Annotated in this window: 13 protein-coding genes; 3 read left to right on the top strand and 10 right to left on the bottom strand. The window is 47.4% G+C overall.

The genetic code is table 11. From position 1 onward, the window contains the following. Positions 1 to 3: 3 nt before the first annotated feature. Genes AAAA73_RS13300 through AAAA73_RS13275 form a run of 6 tightly spaced genes read right to left on the bottom strand, consistent with a single transcriptional unit; the run spans position 4 to position 7,712 of the window. The gene (locus AAAA73_RS13300; protein WP_340598940.1) at positions 4 to 1,371 is read right to left on the bottom strand and encodes an MlaD family protein; all 1,368 of its coding nucleotides are present in this window, start codon (positions 1,369 to 1,371) and stop codon (positions 4 to 6) included. After that, entirely contained in the window at positions 1,368 to 2,132 is a 765-nt protein-coding gene (locus AAAA73_RS13295) for an ABC transporter ATP-binding protein (RefSeq protein WP_340598938.1), read from the bottom strand. The genes AAAA73_RS13300 and AAAA73_RS13295 overlap by 4 nt, the downstream gene beginning before the upstream one ends. After that, positions 2,132 to 2,968, bottom strand: a complete 837-nt coding sequence (locus AAAA73_RS13290) for an MlaE family ABC transporter permease (RefSeq protein ID WP_340598936.1) — start codon at positions 2,966 to 2,968, stop codon at positions 2,132 to 2,134. The genes AAAA73_RS13295 and AAAA73_RS13290 overlap by 1 nt, the downstream gene beginning before the upstream one ends. Then, entirely contained in the window at positions 2,965 to 4,134 is a 1,170-nt protein-coding gene (alr, locus tag AAAA73_RS13285) for an alanine racemase (protein WP_340599375.1), read from the bottom strand. Before alr ends, AAAA73_RS13290 begins: the two co-directional genes overlap by 4 nt. Positions 4,135 to 4,154: 20 nt before the next feature. Next, the gene (locus AAAA73_RS13280; protein ID WP_340598935.1) at positions 4,155 to 5,642 is read right to left on the bottom strand and encodes a GGDEF domain-containing protein; all 1,488 of its coding nucleotides are present in this window, start codon (positions 5,640 to 5,642) and stop codon (positions 4,155 to 4,157) included. Further along, entirely contained in the window at positions 5,643 to 7,712 is a 2,070-nt protein-coding gene (locus AAAA73_RS13275; RefSeq protein ID WP_340598933.1) for a sensor histidine kinase, read from the bottom strand. A gap of 149 nt (positions 7,713 to 7,861) precedes the next feature. Between AAAA73_RS13275 and nadB the strand changes: the two genes are divergently transcribed. The 3 genes from nadB (at position 7,862) to AAAA73_RS13260 (ending at position 10,993) form a co-directional block, all read left to right on the top strand. Then, positions 7,862 to 9,475 carry an L-aspartate oxidase gene (nadB, locus tag AAAA73_RS13270; protein ID WP_340598931.1) on the top strand — a complete coding sequence of 538 codons (1,614 nt, stop codon included), beginning with the start codon at positions 7,862 to 7,864 and terminating at the stop codon, positions 9,473 to 9,475. 70 nt (positions 9,476 to 9,545) lie between these two features. Beyond that, a complete protein-coding gene (locus tag AAAA73_RS13265; protein ID WP_340598929.1) occupies positions 9,546 to 10,400 on the top strand; it encodes an alpha/beta hydrolase in 855 nt (284 codons plus the stop codon). After that, positions 10,397 to 10,993 carry a hypothetical protein gene (locus AAAA73_RS13260; RefSeq protein ID WP_340598928.1) on the top strand — a complete coding sequence of 199 codons (597 nt, stop codon included), beginning with the start codon at positions 10,397 to 10,399 and terminating at the stop codon, positions 10,991 to 10,993. The genes AAAA73_RS13265 and AAAA73_RS13260 overlap by 4 nt, the downstream gene beginning before the upstream one ends. Before the next feature lie 26 nt (positions 10,994 to 11,019). Here the strand turns inward: AAAA73_RS13260 and AAAA73_RS13255 are convergent, their stop codons facing one another. From AAAA73_RS13255 to AAAA73_RS13240, 4 genes are read right to left on the bottom strand one after another with little or no spacing between them, the layout of a single operon-like run. After that, positions 11,020 to 11,793, bottom strand: coding sequence for an SDR family NAD(P)-dependent oxidoreductase (locus tag AAAA73_RS13255; RefSeq protein WP_340598927.1), 774 nt, complete (start codon positions 11,791 to 11,793; stop codon positions 11,020 to 11,022). A 5-nt stretch (positions 11,794 to 11,798) separates the two neighbouring features. Continuing rightward, positions 11,799 to 12,551, bottom strand: coding sequence for a ribonuclease HI (rnhA, locus tag AAAA73_RS13250; RefSeq protein ID WP_340598926.1), 753 nt, complete (start codon positions 12,549 to 12,551; stop codon positions 11,799 to 11,801). A gap of 47 nt (positions 12,552 to 12,598) precedes the next feature. Further along, a complete protein-coding gene (locus AAAA73_RS13245; protein ID WP_340598924.1) occupies positions 12,599 to 15,682 on the bottom strand; it encodes a UvrD-helicase domain-containing protein in 3,084 nt (1,027 codons plus the stop codon). Further along, positions 15,658 to 18,387 (bottom strand): PD-(D/E)XK nuclease family protein, encoded by a 2,730-nt coding sequence (locus tag AAAA73_RS13240; protein WP_340598922.1) that lies wholly within the window; start codon positions 18,385 to 18,387, stop codon positions 15,658 to 15,660. The genes AAAA73_RS13245 and AAAA73_RS13240 overlap by 25 nt, the downstream gene beginning before the upstream one ends. Between the last annotated feature and the right edge of the window lie 4 nt (positions 18,388 to 18,391).

Here is an 18,391-nt window from a genome sequence, read left to right as displayed (position 1 = left end):
ACTTTACAGCCCCTTCGTGAGGAGCAGTTTTAAATCGTCGTTGGTCAGCAAAAGACCAGCACCGATATAAGATGAACTCGCGTCGTTCTTATTGAAGGCATCATTCCAACCGGCGTTCAGGTAAAGACCACGATAGAAGAAGTAACTGATATTCCCGCGCAAGTTGGTACGAGTGAAGTCAAACGCCTCCACAGTCGCTTTCATCTTACGACGGAAGAAGTAGTAATCCACACCGAAACCGCCACCATTCTCGATCACGCCCCCTTTAAGAGTCAGATCCCAGAAGTTTTTAGCGAATAACAACGTGAATTTAAGTTTGTTTTCGTAAGTTTTCTTTTCGTAGTAGTCACCCGAGTTTTGTGGAGGTGCACCGGAGTATTGAAAGCGTGTTGTTTCCACAAGGCCCACTGGATCATCCACGACCGCAAGGTAGTAGTAACGATCCAACCCAGGCTGGATTCTTACACCCACTGTCGTTTTCCAGTTACCCACTTCGCCCAGATAATCAGTTCTGAAATCGAAAGCAGTTTCGATACTGCTGGCCGCACCGACCATGTTGTTCAGACCATCAATGGCACTGTCGACTTTTTCAGCAGTAGCTTCGTCGCTGATAAGTTTACCGATAGTCCCTTCACCACGATTGATTTTGCCGGTGATTTCATCCAGGTTCTTCATGGTCTCAGCCAGACGAGCCCAGGTCTTTTTAAGTCCTGTGTCGCTGTTGTCATTCATGACTTCACGCAGGCTGGTTGTGATGTCTTGAACATCGTTCACGATGTCGCCGACTTTGTCTTTGTTTTCAGTCGTCATTTGCGCCAGGTCTTGCGTGATCGTTTCTACGTTCTTAACGATGCGACCCAGGATGTGGTTGCGAGTTCCATTTTCAGAAGTCGCTTGCTCCAGATTTTTTGCCACTGCTTTCAATGAGGACGTGACCTCACCCACTTGCTGAACCAGGTTTTCCAAAGAACCACCGGCTTTGACATTCAAAATTTGCGCATTGTCAGGAAGTGGTGGATCTGTCGGAGAGCCCGGGTAAACTTCAACGTGGGAGTCACCCAAAATACCTTGAGCTTTGATTTCAATACCTGCAGATGTTGTTAGAGGAACATCTGATTTAACGGTGATGTCGACACGGGCCTGGCCATCCTGCAAACGAATGTCTTTGATAACACCCACAGGAATACCCGCAGAACGAATTGCTGAATTCTTAACCAGACCACCCGCATTGGGAAGAAGGAACCAGGCTTTTTTGGAACGGCCAAGGTAAGAGGGATCTTCGCTCACCTGCATGGACATAACGGCAATCAGTGATCCAACTACGATCACCAAAAGACCTACTTTAAACTCAGCAGCACGGAGCCAATTCATTGATGTTTCATCCCTTTATTCACGAACTTCTTAACCAACTCAATATCGGTATTAAAGAAGTCCTCTGGAGTCCCGAATAGTAAAACCCTGCCACTATCTAACATCGCGATATGATCCGCAATCCTAAACGCGGCGGACAAATCATGAGAAACCATGATTGACGTCAATTGCCCATTCCGTTGCTTATGCGTATCCAGGATTAAATTATCTACCATTTCAGTCAGAATGGGATCTAAACCCGTGGTGGGCTCATCATAGATCAGGATTTCTGGATCTAGGGCGAGAGCTCTGGCTAGACCCGTTCTTTTTTGCATTCCACCCGAGATTTGACTCGGAAGTTTTTTGTAGTGCTTAGGGTCCAGACCGACCTGATGAAGTTTATCTTCAGCAATACGAAGGACTTGAGTTTCCTTCAAATCCCGGCGGTGCTCAAAAAGTGGGAAGCAGACGTTTTCCAGAACAGACATGTCATCAAACAAAGCAGCGGACTGAAACAACACGCCGAATTTCTGTCTGAACTTGGTGAGGTCATCCTCATTCATCTGATTTAAATCCCGCCCCAAAACTTCGATGGAACCGGAAGTGGGTTTATACAAACCCAACAGATGCTTTAGCATCACACTTTTTCCAGTACCGGAAAACCCGATAATCGCAGTCAGACTTCCCTTGGGAATCTCAAGATTGATCCCCTTCAAAATGTAGTCGTTGCCATCGAAGGTTTTTTTCAAGTCACGAATTTGTACAGCGGGTTGTTTGAACATTATGAGATCCCCATCAGGCTGTAGTAAAGACGGATCAAATTTGTCAGGAAGTAATCCAGCATAATAATCATGACCATGCTTTGTACGACGCCCTGGTTGGTGGCTTCACCCACGCCTTTGGCGCCGCCCGTGGTATTAAAGCCACGGAAGGTACAAATCAAAGCAAAGAAAACCCCGAAGACTGCACCTTTGATCAAACCTTCATTGATGTGTTTGACCTCGATCATGTCGCGGATTTTCTGCCAGAAAACTGCTTCATCAAGTTGCACGATCTTCACACACAAAAACCAACTGCCCATCATCGCGACAAAGTCGAAAACAGCAGTCAAAAGTGGCATACAGATAAATGCCGCCACCAATCTTGGGGAGATCAGATATTGCTTGGTGTTCACACCCATAACTTCCAGGGCGTCAATCTGCTCATTCACGCGCATCGTTCCCAGGCGAGCGGCCATCGCTCCACCGGCACGCGCCGCCACGATCAATCCCGTCAATACCGGACCCAACTCACGGGTAATCCCCAGAGCCACAACCGGTCCAACCATATTCACGGCATTAAACATTTTGAATCCCAGATAAATCTGCATCGAAAGCGCCAGTCCTGTAAATCCACCGGTCAGGCAGATGATCCAAATGGACTGATTTCCGATGAACTCCATGTGCTTGATGATTTCCGGAAAACGCGAAGGCTTGGCAAAAATTAAACGGATGCTTTCCCCGAAGAACATCATCATGCGCCCGGTTTCTTCGACAAAACTGCGGAAGAAACCGATAAACGAAGCTCCGATCCAGGAAACACCAAACGCTGCTTTTTGTACCAGTCCTTGTGAACTCACGGAGTCTCCTTACCGACGTACACCCGAGGCACACGCTCACCCACGCTGGTCAACATTTCATAAGAAATGGTATGGGCTTTATGAGCCAACTCATCAGCCGAAAGCACATGACCTTTTTGATCTGCACCGAATAAAACGACTTCTGTGTTTTTGAATGTTTCAAGTGCACGCCCCTGAACCACATCTGTCACGTCCACCATCAGGTAGTCCATACAAACGGTTCCGACCACAGGCACATTTTTACCATCAAACAACACCGACGATTTATTGGAAAGCAGACGATGATAACCGTCACCATAGCCAATGGAAATAACAGCGATGACAGAATCACGCTGTGCCGTCCATTTTGCGCCATAAGAAACAGTTTCCCCGGCTTTTACCTGGCGAAAGTTATTCACCACCGATTTCAAATTCATCACCGGTTTCAATCCCGCCACGTCAGGATGTCCCAACGAGCTGTAACCATAAATCATCAAACCCGGGCGCAACCCCCAGTTCTGCATATACAGAGGATGAGATTTATCCTGAGAACCTTTTTTATCCATCTCCATCAAATTCAAAATTCCCGAACTGTTCAGTGCATGACAGAACACATTCATGGATTTGAAGACTTCGGAGATCTTATTCAATTTTTGCAACTGATGCGCGCTGGTTTGATCCATTTCCTGCGCATTTTCACCAATATAAAGATGAGTGCACAGGGCCTTTACTTCAATCTTTGCGTGACCATTCAAACGATCAAAGACTTTTTGCGCCTCTTCAACCCGGAAACCCAGGCGATTCATCCCGGTATCAAATTTAACATGAACGCTGACTTTTTTATTTGCGACTTTTTCCAGAGCTTCAATCTGCTCCCAGGTGCTGACAACGGCGGTCATGTTGTTGTCGATAATTGCCTTGGCACCAATTTCATCGAAACCTCTGAAGACCAGAATTTCCACTTTTACGCCGGATTTTCTAAGCAACAGACCTTCCTCAATCAGACAGACACCCAATTGCTGGATGCCCAGCTTTTCCAGGTGCAAAGCAAGTTTAACATCACCGTGGCCATAGGCATTGGCTTTGACCATCGGGCACAGGAACCTGTTCGGAAACGCCTTTTGCAAGACACGAATGTTATGTGTCAGGTTATCCAAATTTATTTCCGCAAAAGTTTTTCGAAACATTTCCATTAAAAACACTAATCCTATTCAGCCGGAATTTCGAATTCAGGCTTGTGACTTTCCGGGGCTTTGTACAAGCAAATCTTGTTTCCACCCTTATCTGCAATGTGCGCCAGGGCTTTCCCAGCTGATTCATCCAGGGACTTCGGTGAATCACACAACGAAGGGTATTCACTCACTCCCAAACTGATCGACACCTGCATTCCATTTTCCAGGAACGTACTTCCCTCAACAGCGCGACGAACTCTTTCCGCACGCAACGCTGCCCCTTTTTTAGAGCAATGAGGCAGCACCATTGTCAACTCATTGGCTGCTGTTCTGAAGTTCGTATCGTTGGTACGACTGGATTTTGATATCACAGTTGCCAATGATTTTAGCAACTCATCCCTCACCGCATCACCCAAAGATGACTCGATCTCATAAAAATCATCCATGGAGATTTTTACGATTGCCAGAGGTTGTTTCAAACGACGGGCACGAGCAACTTCATCCTCCAAAACTTTAACATAGTGATTGCGATTAAAGAGTTCCGTCACAAAATCTTGGACTTCCAGCGTGTCGACTCTTTTTTCCAGAACAAAATGTGAGTAACAGAGATTAAACAGTGTGTACTCATCGTTCAACTGAGCCAGCGCCTGTGCTTCCATACCACCGGAATATACGAACAGTCCTTCCAATTGATTGCCACCGTAAAGCGGAATCGCCTTGGGTGGCTTCAAATGAAAGGCTTCGATCAACAGATTCGAAAAACTTGGTGGAATCAAACCCATGGCCAATTGCGACCCCAGGTCTTTCATCTCGTCCGTGGTCAGTTGAGTTCCGACACCTTGAATTTGCGCCGAATCGATTCCATTGGCGTGCGTGGCCACGAAGCTGCGCACGGAAGGAAGAAATTTAAAAAACACGCAACGGCTTTCAGAGATTCCGTTCAGAAATCTTTGTACCATGTCTTCTTTGGATTGCGCGGAACGATACTCAGCGATACGCATCGGGAAAGCCGGACGAGCCGCCTCTTCCTCCTGATGCTTCATCGTGGTCATTGCTGCCTGTTGAACATCTTCAAGCTGTTGCTTGGTGGATTCAATATCCTCGATCAACTGTTCGTTCTGCAAAGCCAGATAAATTTTTTCACAAGCCCGATCCACGGCCCAAAGCACGCGGGACTCTATCGCCACGGCCTCGTCAGAGATAACATCCATGAATCCGAAACTTTGATACTGGGACAAAATATCAAACTGCCCCAAATTTGAGATCGCAATGAAACGAATCTCGTCGTTGATCTTTTGCACATGGACCACGAAATCACTTAAAGCACCCGCCATAGTCGCCGTCGAAAACACCAGCAAATGCGGTGGAGTGTCTTTCAAACGCTGTTCCAGCTGCTCAGGATCCTGGATAAAATAGGCATCATAACCCGCCTGCGAAAGAGAAACCTTCACGGCAGCACCCTGATCCACATCCGTGGTGAATACATAAACTGTAAACTGAGAGCTATGATCGCGAATGTCCAATTAAGTCCTCTTTCCAGGTCTGCGAATTTCAACTTGATAACTGTCGGCCTTGGATTTGCGTACCGGTTTTAGTTCTGCTGCTGGCGCATTGATCAAATTGACCGGAGTGAACTGATCATCAATCGGCGCTGACACAACGGTTTTATCCTCGGAAAAATCGGCTGCTTCAATTTCCGGAACCGGTGTCTCTTCGTCGATTGTCGAAGAAACCACCTCTTCAGGCATTTCCAAAAGTTTGTCGATATTCACATCCAATGGTGAATGAGTGCCTGTTGATGCTTGCATTTTCGTCTCCACAAATTCCGCTTCCGCTTCTTCGCGATGCGGGGACTCCTCGCGAAGCTGCAACACCTCGCCTTGAATCTGAATCTTTTCAACCACCGGAGCCGGAGCCACTGGTGCCGCCAATGGCGCTTTCAAAACACCCACTGCTTCCACCTTCTTGAAGGTGATCAGAACTTTTGCGCCGAAACCGCGCTCGGACGTGACTTTGACTTCAGCATTATGTTCCTTCAACACACCGAAGGCCGCTGACAATCCCAACCCCATGTGATTCTTGAATGAACGTGTGGTGAAAAACGGATCGAAAATTTTTGTCAGATTTGCCGAATCAATACCTTCACCGGAATCCTCGAATGACAAATGCACTCCGGAACCGTCCTCGAAAAGATCCAGCTTCAGTTCCTTTTTCGGCATGCGCTCCATTGCTTCAATGGAATTCATGATGATGTTTTCAAATGCCTTTACCAAAGCATCGGCATGCAAATCCAACGGGCTGGTTTCCTGAAAATTACGAACTACTTTAACACCCTTGTTTTGCAATTCGCCTTCCAGGGATTTTAAAGCTCTTGCCAGCGGGCCTTCCACTTTCATGGAGTTCTTTTCTTTGATCTCTTCGCCGGCATAACCCAAAAGTTTATTCAGAACTTCACGGGCAGCGCGCGTCTCGCGCAAAATAGAATCGGTGTTCTCGACGATCTCCCCTTCAGGATGTTTCGCCAGAATCATTTGTGAGTATCCCAAAATCGAACTCAACGGTCCGCGCATCTCGTGTGCCAACGCCGAAGCCACGCGCATTGATGTCTGAACTTTTTCGTTTTGTGCCGTTTCCGGATCCGCGACCACTGATGTGGTCGGTGGTGGTGTGGCTGCAGCCTGCTTTTGTGCTTTCACCAAATCCGTCTCAAGTTTTTCAATTTTATTTTCAGCGGGAGCGACAACCCAAAGCACCGCCGCAATCCCCACAAGCACCAGTCCCACACCCATCAACAGGAACTGCCACCACAAACCGGTGCGCCCCTTCAAAGCTTCATTCAACGGCGCCGAACTCAGCACCCACAAATTCGTGTGAGGCACCTGTTCAAACATTCCAAACAATTGCTGCTTGCCGCTGCCTTCAACAACTCCTCCACCGTGAGTTGCCCCGTCCTTGGCGATCTGTTTGTACATTGGATCATCACGCATCACTGTGCCCAGATATTCCGGAATGGTGTGCCCCACTGTCAGACCGTAGGTCGTCACGATGGAAAAGGAACTAAGACTGCCGCGCTCGGAATCCACTTGCGACTGAAAAATTTCTCCGGAACTGAACAACGCATATCCACGATTGCCTTCAAGAATCACGACAGCGACATAGCGGCCACGATTGGTGTCCTGGAAAGGTTTGATAAAAAATCTCAGGTCGTTCGTGCGATTTTCAATTTTACCCAAAGCCGCTTTTACAAAAGCATTGTTCCAGTTGGCGGCTTTCGAATTTTCACGCGTGATCAAAACCTGAGGTTCAATGTCACTGCCATTGATAGCCACTGAAGCCACCGCATAGTACGGCGCAATTGTGGACCAGTTGATTCTGTTTTTTTGAAAGTTCTCGGCGTTGAAAGTCGCAACAACTCTTTGCAGGGATTTAAGCTCGCCGCCCAAAGAACGGGAGATGGAACTGATTTGTGTGCGGGTCTGTGCCTCCACCCAACTCATGCGATCGCCGTACACGAAACTATCTGTTCGCCACAAAACGGCGCCGATAAATAACGCTGCTACTGCAATCAACACTGCTAGGAGTTTCACTTTCATTGAGCCTGTTCCTTCCTGTCCCAATCCCAGGACTCGCCGCGGACTAGCGCACGTCTGAGTCTTTGATTTCATTGTAGTTTTAGAAACTGGTAAGAATCAAGCAAGACTCCTTTGCCAAAGGCACTAAAAGGAATTAGAAAGTCTGCATTATGAGTACCCACCGCAGTGATGTTTTGATTATTGGCTCTGGCTCTGCCGGACTTGCCCTAGCTCTGAAAATGGCTTCTCAGGGAAAAGTGATCGTCCTTGCCAAAGAAAAGATGACCGACACGAACTCTTCGATGGCGCAAGGTGGGATCGCGGCCGTCATGTCGGATGAGGACAGCTTTGACTCACACATTCAAGACACATTGGTGGCTGGAGCAGGCCTTTGCAAGGAAACTGTTGTTCATAACTATGTCCATCAAGCCCCTGAACGCATTGAAGATTTACTGAACTGGGGTGTTCATTTCGATCTGCGAAAAAAAGGCGGCGAAGAAGCCGACGAAATCGATTTGACGCGCGAGGGCGGACACAGCTTTCGCCGCATTCTTCACTTCGAAGACCAAACGGGACTGGAAATTCACAGAACTCTGTTGGCTCGCGTTCGCGAAAACAAAAACATCACGTTGCTTGAGCGCTTTAATGCCATCGATCTGATTGTGAATAAAGAAGTGGATCCCAACGACATGACACCGGTCACGTGCATCGGAGCCTATGCGTTGGATAAAAATACCGGCGAAGTGCACACTTTTGTAGCAAAAAACACAGTTCTGGCAACTGGTGGCGCTGGCAAAGTTTATCTCTACACTTCAAATTGGAGCGGAGCCACTGGCGACGGAATAGCGATGGCCTACCGAGTGGGTGCGCGAATCGCAAATCTTGAGTTCATGCAGTTCCATCCGACCTGCCTTTTCCATCCGAGCTCCCGAAACTTTTTGATCTCCGAAGCTTTGCGTGGCGAAGGCGGAGTGTTGATCGACGTCCATGGCGAGCCTTTCATGCAAAAATACCACAAACTGGCATCTCTGGCGCCTCGTGATGTGGTTGCACGTTCCATAGACAAGGAAATGAAACGCACTGGTGCTGAGTGTGTCTATCTGGACATGACGAAGCTGGATGCCGATTTTTTAAAACAGCGTTTCCCGAATATTTATTCCAAGTGCATGGAACTGGGAATTGATATGACGAAACAGCCGATTCCGGTTGTACCCGCCGCACATTATTTGTGTGGAGGAGTTTTGACTGATGAGTCCGGACGTACAGACATTCCAGGATTGTGGGCCATCGGCGAAACAGCCTGCACAGGCTTGCACGGTGCGAATCGCCTGGCTTCAAATTCACTGCTGGAGTGCCTGACAACGGCACACAATTGCTCTGAGCAAATGAAGTCCACTGCTGACGATTCGAAATATTTCCCGATTGCACCCAAGGCCTGGACACATCCGGAAGAATCCAACGACGACGAAATGATCGTTATCTCCCACATGTGGGAGGAGATTCGCCGCCTGATGTGGAACTATATGGGAATTGTCCGTTCCAATAAACGCCTGGAGCGCGCCCAACATCGCCTGGAAAATATTCTGGCGGAGACTAAAGAATACTACTCAAACATGAAGATCCATTCCGACATTCTGGAGCTGCGAAATATCGCAACCGTTGCCAATTTGTCTGTTGAATGTGCACTTCGTCGCCAGGAAAGTCGCGGAATCCACTACAACATCGACTTCCCTGAGCAACAAGACCCGCCTCGTGACACTATTGTCGTCCGCGGACTGATCTAGACCTATTACCTGGGCCCCGAAGCAAAAAGAACCTTGTTTTCACTTGGGGCAAGCGGCAATCTAAATTCATATGTTCAAACGCGAAGAAGGCTTTTTTAAAGGTTTCGATGGCATCAACTTGTTCTTTCAAGTTTGGGACAATCCCAATGCCAAAGGTACAGTCATCATCACTCACGGTCACGGTGAACACTCGGAATGTTATCATCGCCTGATCGAGGCATTTAAGAATGATCAATGGTCATTTTACGCTTGGGATTTACGTGGCCACGGCCGATCCGAAGGTCATCGTGGCTTTGCCTCTCACTTTGATGACTACTGCAAAGACCATAAAATTTTTATCGACATGGTAACTTCCATAGAGAAAGTCAAAAAGGGCCCTGTCATTCTGTTCAGTCACTCCATGGGTGGCCTGATTGAAGTAAAAACATTGCTACGCAATCCTGATTTGAAATTCGATGGTATGATCGTCAGCGCACCTTTGCTGGGTCTTTCCATGGAAGTTCCCCTGATCAAATCCACAGCGGCTTTCTTGCTAAATAAAATCCTGCCGAAGTTGACCTTGGGTAATGAGATCAACAATAACGCTCTTACCAGCGATCCTGATGTCATTCGCGAATATGAAAACGACTCCCTTCGACATGTGAAAATGTCCCCGGGCGTATTCACAGGGATGCTGGAAAATTGGGATTTCGTCCGACCTCGTGCCGGTGAAATCAAAAAACCTGCTCTGTTCATCCTTCCGGAAAAAGATCCTATTTGCAGCACACCGGAAGCTACAAAGTTTTTTGAAAAACTGGGCAGCAAAAAGAAAGAGCTCAAGGTTTATCCTAATGCTAAGCATGAAATCGTGAACGATGTAATGCGGGACACGGCTTTTGCTGATATTAAAAGATTTCTAGATGGCTTTTTGGAGAACCGCACATGAAATACATTTTAGCACTTCCACTATTGCTGACACTTCTTCTGACCGGCTGTGCTTCTTATGAAGTGACGGATTCAGGCCGCGCTTTGCGCACAGAAGATCAGTATTTCGAAACGGTTCAAAAGTTTACTGATAGAACAACAAAGTATTCCGGCCTGTACAATGTTCTGGAAATGCAAGCCACGTTGCTAAGCTCTGAAGTTCTGGAAGCACAGCTTGATCAAAAGACCCGGATATACCTGTGGGATGAAGCAAAGTTCCAGGAAGAAAGAGGCAAGGTTGCAACCCGCCTAAGCACCGAGACCGAGTTCTTCTTAAGCTTCTTCACTCCTGAAAGACAGAACGACAACCTGGGCACTCCCAAATCACTTTGGAAAGCTTTTCTGGATGTAGATGGCAGAAGATATGAAGGCAAAGTCACTCGACTCAAATCTTCTTTGGCAGAGCTGATCAGCCTGTACCCTACTCACAACCGCTTCTACACACCGTACAGCTTAACCTTCCCGGTCTCTGAAAAGACTATCTCTGGCAAAGAGATGAAGGTTACAGTCACAGGCCCGGTCGGATCAGGAATTTTGAGCTTTAATAAGAAATAAAAAAGGGGACCTCAAGTCCCCTTTTTTTATCTATGAAATCGACGTGCGATCTCGAAATCAAATACAGGCTTTGCAAATCTTGCCGCCTTGAACATCAGCCCCATCATTCCTGATGGCTGCACCACTTCCAAATCATGAAGAATCGCCTCGCGAATCATTTTAACATACTGGGATGGTGAAATGGTTTTATCCGGCATTTCAATGTGGGAACCAAACGCCCCCATCACTTTATCATACATTCTCGTTTTGATCCCCGGCGGGATCAAAAGCAGCGTCGTAACACCTGTATCCTTCAACTCCACCCGCAGACTTCGTGTAAATGCAGCAACCGCAGACTTAGTCGCTGCATAAGTGGAGTTCGCAGGCAAATCCATGAATGCAGTGATGCTGGAGACATTGATGATCTTGCCACGTTTGCGCTCAAGCATTCCCGGCAACACCCCATGAGTCAGCTGAATCAAACTGCTGACATTGACTTGAATCATCTCGCAAATTTCATCAATGGGTTGAGATTCCAACAAACCACCGGTCAACTGTCCCGCATTATTGAAAAGAATATCAATCTGAGTTCCCTGAAGCTGAGCCACCAGTGAGTTTACCGACTCGCGCTTTGCCAAATCGGCAGTCCATACGGTGACAGATTTAGCCCCTTCAGATTTCAACTCCTCCACCAGATTGCTGTCTTCAGAGCGAACCACCAGATGCAAATGGGCCTTGTTTTCCGCGCACATTTTTGCAAATGCACGACCAACACCTCGATTTGCACCAGTCACTAAAATATGACGTCCCGTGATCTCCATATAACTTAACCTTCCTTGATCGGTGTGCTGGCAGGAAGTCCCCAGGATTTCAGAATTTCTTGTTCATCCTGAGCCGACGTGGATTTTTTGAACTTAGCACCAGACTGACCATTCACTCGCTTCTGACAAGATGGCCAGTCCCTATGACGATAAACCAGTCCACCGATATTGCTTAAATAACTGAATGCCGCCTTTTTCTCTGTCGGGGACTTCATCTCCGGCAAAGAGTGATCGGCAGGCACTTCCAGAATACTGACAGGGTAATTCTTTAAACTTCCAGTATACAAGCTAACGTGGTCATTCTTGGAAAATGCCACTGCGATTTGATCACAACGTTCATTCCCTGGAATTCCCACGTGGCCGCGACTGTAGCGCCAATCAACTTTGTTGCTGGCTCCGCGGGCCTGCACCACCTGTCCCAGTTCCTCCCACAAATCGCGATTCAGAACTTCGGCACCTTCTGCCGTTTTCCAGCCGCGCTTCTTCCAACCGAAGATCCATTGCGTGATACCGCGAATGACATAGGTGGAATCTGTGTAGAAATGCACAGGACCTGGAATTTCAGAGACAAACTTCAACGCTTCCAGCGTTGCCTTCATCTCCATCCGATTGTTCGTGGTGGGACGATCGCCACCACCCAATTCTGTTACGGAATCGTTTTGTAAAAGAACGACAGCGCCCCAGCCACCCGGGCCGGGATTGCCAGAGCAAGCGCCATCAGTAAAGATTTGAATGTATCCACGTGCTGTATTTGTCACACCCTGATCCTCGAACGGACAGGCTGCTTGAGTCAATCAATGACCAGCTACGTTTTAATGTAATCCGCGATCTGCGACTTCATGCGGTTATTCAATTCCGTCAAAGACAGTATTTCTTTGATTTTAACAATTTCGTCCATCGGATAAACGACCGCAAGCTTCACCGTTTTCACTTTATCCAGATACTTCATACGATAAAGTGCCCAGGCATAAGCTTCCAATTGCTTGAACGCAGTTTCAGAATAACGTTGTGAACCGGTTTTGTAATCCACCAGCCATAAAGTATCATCGACGATACCCCATAAGTCGATTTGCCCCTGCATAAGAGCATTCTGCTCGACCAGGGCAAATCCCCACTCCACATAGCCGTTTTCAATGATTTTCAAAAGCGGCAGCTGCTCTGTTTCCGCCAAGAATACCAACGGATTTTTAAGATCAACATACTCCGGAATTTTCAGAAGATCCTGATAGGACGTAAACTTCAGCGCTTCAAACAATCTGTGCGCAGTCGTCCCTTGTTGGGCTCTTGCCAGGCCTGGTGCCAGTTGAGCAACGGACATCACGTGCGAAGAGCCCTCTGCAGACTCTGGCGTCACTAGTGCGGTTACGGAAATGTGTTTGCGTTTTTCTTCCTTACGGATTGGAGCCCATGGAGTGCGTAGCTGTTTCACTTCCAACTCCTGGTCTGCCAAGGTCACAGGTTGCGGATTTTCCCGGCGAACCACGTAAGAGAAATCTTTTTCCTCGTGCAAACCTTCTTCGATATTCAAAGGACACTGCGTGGCCCAGGATTTTTTTCCGACTTTTTTCAAATCCCACTGCAACGTCACGCCTTCTTTGGCGCGAGTCAACGCCACGTATAGAACCCGCAGGAACTCCTCGCCCTCGCGGCGACGAAGCTCTTCCATGATCTGATCCGCCAGAATACTGCTTGCCAGCATCTGCGTTTCCTCATCGCGGATTTTCAAAGTCCATTGTCCGGATTTCTCAGCAAATGAAATAACAGGAGCATGACTTGCTCTTGGATCTTTACCCATGCCCGGCAAAATAACGTGATCAAATTGCAAACCCTTGGAGGCATGCACAGTCATGAAGTTCACACGTTTGGGCTCAATCACCGGAGTGGCATCTGAATCCTCGCCACCTTCATCTGTCGACAACGAGTCCAGACTGGAGTCTAAGAAATCCAGGAAATTAAAACCAGGACGGCGCTCTTCAGTACTTAAAAGATAAACGACCTTCCACAGATTTGCCTCACGACGTCCCGTGGAATCTATGCGCGCGGAATAATCAAACAACCCTAAATCAATCAGTGCTGTTTTCAAAGTAAAGGACAAACCTTTTTCCTCGCTCATTTCCAAAAGTGACTTCAAAATTGCCACAGGATGAGATGATGAGCGGTTCTCCAGCGTCTTTAAAGCTTCACGCCAGAACGAGTGTTTGAAGTTGTGGCAAAGCTCCAGAATGTCAGAATCCGCCATCACCAGCCATGGCGAGCGCAATAAGGCCACCAAATTGGCGTTGTCATGAGGATTCACCAAGAACTTTAGAATCGCCAACGCATCAATAACTTCACGGCGCTCATAAAAACCACTTCCGCTGTGAAGTTGCAAAGGCACACCGTGATCCTGAGCAACTTTGGCGATATCCGCCAAAACTTTATGCGTGCGGGAAAGAATACAGATTTGTTCGGGGCTGACGCCCTCTTTCAATAGCTCCTGAATACGGGCAACAGTTCCCAGGTATTCTCTGGAAATTTCGTCCTCGTCGGTCGTCTCTGTCACCAGCACTTGCACTACTGGGTCCGCCGGACCTTTTCTTTCTTTATCAGGTGCGGGAGTCATGGCCGCGAACTGCTTGCCATCCAATCTGGTAAAGTAATGATTGAAGAACTCCAGCACTTCGGGAGTGGAACGGTAATTAACAAGTTTGACTTGAACTTCACCGTCCTGAGATTGAACTTCCGCCACTTTTTCCTGAAACACTTCGGATCTGGCTCCACGGAACAGATAGATACTTTGTTGAGGATCACCCACCACGAAGTACGGCTTTGCGCCGATCAAGTTTCTTAGGATTTCCACTTGAATGGGGCTGGTATCCTGATACTCATCCACCATCCAGAAGTCCCATTCCTGAGAGAAATTCTCTGCAGACTCTGGTGAATCCTTGATGATTTTATAAGCGAATGTTTCAAGATCCGCCATCGACAGCAAACCGTTTTCAAGCTTTTGCTGCATCAGATCCCGGCAAAAAAGCTGCGCCAGCTGTTCGAACAGTTCGCAGTTTTTTTGATGTCTTGCCCAGAAATCCGGACGATAACGAGCGGATTCGAGCAGCTTATCAATACGATCGCGCAGCTCTTCCAGCTCCTCATTAAGACTTGCACTGAATGGCGGGTTCTTTTTCAAATACGAAGGTTTGGTGATTCCATCCCACATTCCCTGTAGCAGTCCGAAAAACTGCCCAAGGTCCTCGGCATCCCAGTTAAAAGAGTGCAAAGTGGCGACGTACTCTTTCCACTTTTCATGTTCAGTTTCCTGATCAATCTCAACGCACAATCTTTTAAGTCTGCCAGAAATATCCTTGATCACTTTGCGTGTTGCTGACTCCTGCTCATCCAAAGTGATGAAGCGTGCCTGCGGAAATACGATACGTTCTGAAAAATACTGCATCAGGGCACTTTCAATGACACTGAATTCATACTCTTCCAAAAGCTCCTGCAATGATGGGTTCTCCAGAATATGCTTGCGCATAATCTTACGAGCTCCCCTGCGAATCTCACTGTCGCTCATGATTTTATAATCAGGAGTCAGTCCGATAGCAGAGCCATAGCGGGACAAAAACAAGCTCAGAACACCATGGATGGTAGAAATCTGCACTTGTGAACGGGAGTTGGCGAAATGGAACAGGTCTTCACGCTTCTTTTCCAAAGCTTTTGCGGAAAGACGCTCTTTCAATTCTTGAGTCGCCTTACGCGTGAACGTGGTGACCACGATGCGCGGAAATCTTTGATGTTTGCTTTTGAAATCAGAAGCAAAATCCAAAAACAACGCCGTTAATGTGGTGGTCTTACCAGCACCGGCACCCGCACGCAGAATTGTGTTTTTTAATTCAGATGTGGTGCTCGACATTGTCGTCTCCATTCACAGCCGTTACAAGATTGCGTGTCCACTGGCTCTGGACGAATCTCCCCAAGTCGAATGCGTTCCAGCGTCGACATCAGAATTTTTGAAAACTCTGTCAGGTAAAGTTCCTTTGCCTCTAAAGTAGCGTTTTTGTCTTTCGTGCGAGTCGCCGGATACAAACTTCCAGCAAGATCATTCACACGGAAACCTTTGCGATCAAAGGTACGGAAAATATAATAGAATAAACCGATAACCTCGCCCTTGATGTCCTCGATAAGGGATTTTTCAATAACCCACATGTAGAACAGCAACTGGAGCTCTTGGTTTTTAAGCCAGGATCCATGAGCGGATATCCCGCCGCTGGAACTCTTATAATCCAACAATACCAATTGGCCATTTTGATCCGAATCCACGCGATCAATAGAACCGGAGATGCGGAAGGCACTGTCTGTTGGTTCTTTGCTTAATTCACCGGTCTTGGGATCCAAATAAAATTCAAAACGTTTTTCCCGCGCCAAAGTTTTCGTGCGGTTGTATTCCTGACGCCACTGTTTTTCAAAATCCAAAAATCTTTGTGCCAGTTGAATATGCTTTTTTCTTAAAGGAATCCACAGGCGTTCGTCGGCAAACAGAAGACCCTTTTCTTTACGGGTCGTTTCCAGAAGTTGTTCAATCTCCTCTGTCTTCCAGTCAAAGCGCATCGGTTCCTGAGTCAGCTTTTCGAACAGAGCATGGGCCAGTTGTCCGCGGGTGCGGTGATCCACATCCAGGTCAATTTCCGGCAGGTCTTTTAACTTGAAATACCGTTGTGCCGCGAAAATAAAAGGACACTCCAGATAGCTTTCAATAGCGGAAGCAGAAATACTTGGCAGCTTATTAAGTTGCACAAGAGGCAATTCGGCTTTCCCCAGATCCTGTTTGATTTTATGTTCAATTTCCGTGGAGCGGCTTTCGATCCATGGACGTGAAGAACCCTCCTGCGAGTATTGCAACTCATCCCATCGGGTTTCCAATGGAAGAGTCAAATGCTCATGGACGTGTCCTTCATTAAGTCCCATCCAAAAAGTTGATGGTGAGCACAAGGTGCCGGAAAAATCCGTTCCGCCGAAACAATAGATATCATGAGAGGAATCCGCTTCCGCCAGAAGTTTCAACTCGAATGCCAGATCGCTTTGATCCGGATTATCCAGATAAAATCCAATATCTTTTGAAAGGTCGAAATAGTCCGTACCGGAAAGCTGGGTTTTATTTCGGGACTTCAGCGACTCATCCGTTAGCCCCAGGAACACGCGATAACGGGCTTTTTCACTGTACGCCGACATCAGTTTTGTGACCAGAACACCGGAGCCATCACCTTTTTCGACGGTGTACTCTTTGGCGGCCACGATGCTTTCCAGATAACTCAACCATTCTTTCCAGATCAGCTTTGTGTTTATTGTGGCATTTTGCAATAGCTCACGCAGAACGATTTGCACGATCTCCGTGTCATTGGAGCTCCAAAAACTTAACGCTTTACCCACGAACTCATCGCGGGAAACCAGACCGGTCAGATCGATTTGTTCGAAATAAATTTTTTGAATCAGTTCATTACGGGCAAGGTCTTCGTTAACATAAAGACTTTTAAACAGAGCCTTGAAGTCCTCGTAGCGCAATGCTTGGGATTCATGCTTGTCGAAAAATGAAATCTCCAGATCCGAGGAAGACAAGCGCCCACTTTTTGCTCGCAGAGTCGCCAGCCAACGAGTCGCTGCAGGCAAGCTTTGCACTTTGTGAGTGATATCTTTTTGGACAGGAATGCCCTCTTCCTTCAGAAAGGCCTGAAGGACCGGCCAATACTGCTCAATATCCGGTGCAATCACTGCGATATTTTCGGCCGGCACACCCTCTTCAAGCCATTTACGAACCTGGCCCACGGAGTTTTTGGTTTCAGCCAACATGCCTGAAAAACGCAGGATCTCCCGTTTCTTTTTTGTCGGCTCCACTGGCTGAAGATTTTTGATGGAATTACTTTTGCCACGCAAATCTTCGTAGGGTTTCAGAAGATATTTAAATTCTTCGGACCAGGTCGGAGTTGGTTCCAGAATCACCACATCGATACTGCGCGAAAGCGTGTGCAGGATCTCCGCCTCAACGCGGGAAATCTCTCCACTAAGATCAACGATCAAGGGAATATCCCATACTCGTTCAAGTTGATTGAAAGATTGTAGATAGGATGTGATCCAATCAGCAGTAATGATATTGTATTGTTTGATCAAATACTGAGAACACAGGTACGCGCGATTCGCCCAGGCTCCCCAGCGATTCTTTGCCTCGGGATGGCCTTCAAACCATTCCGTCAGCATGCCCATGCCGTTTTCGGAGAATAGTACTGGCGCCAATTGATCGATATAAGAAAATACGGTGTCTTCTGCGGAGGAGTTCACACCCAATACTTCAGAGTGCTCATCCAAAATCGTGCGCAAAATGGATCGCGCAAATGGATCGCTGACCAGGCGCAAACGCGGTTCGAGGCGTTTTAAAAGAAGTTTCCACAAATCACTGGCACGCAGAACGGATTCGTCCACGTATTGTCCATCACGAGCCAAAATCTTTTGCTGCAATTCGAATTTGGTGCGCAAATCCGATACCAGCCACGATTGAGTTCGTGGGTCATAATTTGTAAACAGCTCGTTGATTTGCGAGCGATTTTTAATGGGGACAATTTGTAGCATCAGG

Source organism: Bdellovibrio sp. GT3 (assembly GCF_037996765.1).
Lineage (GTDB): Bacteria > Bdellovibrionota > Bdellovibrionia > Bdellovibrionales > Bdellovibrionaceae > Bdellovibrio.
The sequence above is the reverse complement of the archived record's forward strand: the minus strand, read 5'-3'. Positions and strand labels throughout refer to the sequence as shown.

Bases quoted from the DNA above. Each gene is read 5' to 3' on its own strand.
- AAAA73_RS13300 (WP_340598940.1), bottom strand. From the start codon at position 1,371: ATGAATTGGCTCCGTGCTGCTGAGTTTAAAGTAGGTCTTTTGGTGATC.
- AAAA73_RS13295 (WP_340598938.1), bottom strand. From the start codon at position 2,132: ATGTTCAAACAACCCGCTGTACAAATTCGTGACTTGAAAAAAACCTTC.
- alr (WP_340599375.1), bottom strand. From the start codon at position 4,134: ATGTTTCGAAAAACTTTTGCGGAAATAAATTTGGATAACCTGACACAT.
- AAAA73_RS13275 (WP_340598933.1), bottom strand. From the start codon at position 7,712: ATGAAAGTGAAACTCCTAGCAGTGTTGATTGCAGTAGCAGCGTTATTT.
- nadB (WP_340598931.1), top strand. From the start codon at position 7,862: ATGAGTACCCACCGCAGTGATGTTTTGATTATTGGCTCTGGCTCTGCC.
- AAAA73_RS13265 (WP_340598929.1), top strand. From the start codon at position 9,546: ATGTTCAAACGCGAAGAAGGCTTTTTTAAAGGTTTCGATGGCATCAAC.
- AAAA73_RS13260 (WP_340598928.1), top strand. From the start codon at position 10,397: ATGAAATACATTTTAGCACTTCCACTATTGCTGACACTTCTTCTGACC.
- AAAA73_RS13255 (WP_340598927.1), bottom strand. From the start codon at position 11,793: ATGGAGATCACGGGACGTCATATTTTAGTGACTGGTGCAAATCGAGGT.
- AAAA73_RS13245 (WP_340598924.1), bottom strand. From the start codon at position 15,682: ATGTCGAGCACCACATCTGAATTAAAAAACACAATTCTGCGTGCGGGT.
- AAAA73_RS13240 (WP_340598922.1), bottom strand. From the start codon at position 18,387: ATGCTACAAATTGTCCCCATTAAAAATCGCTCGCAAATCAACGAGCTG.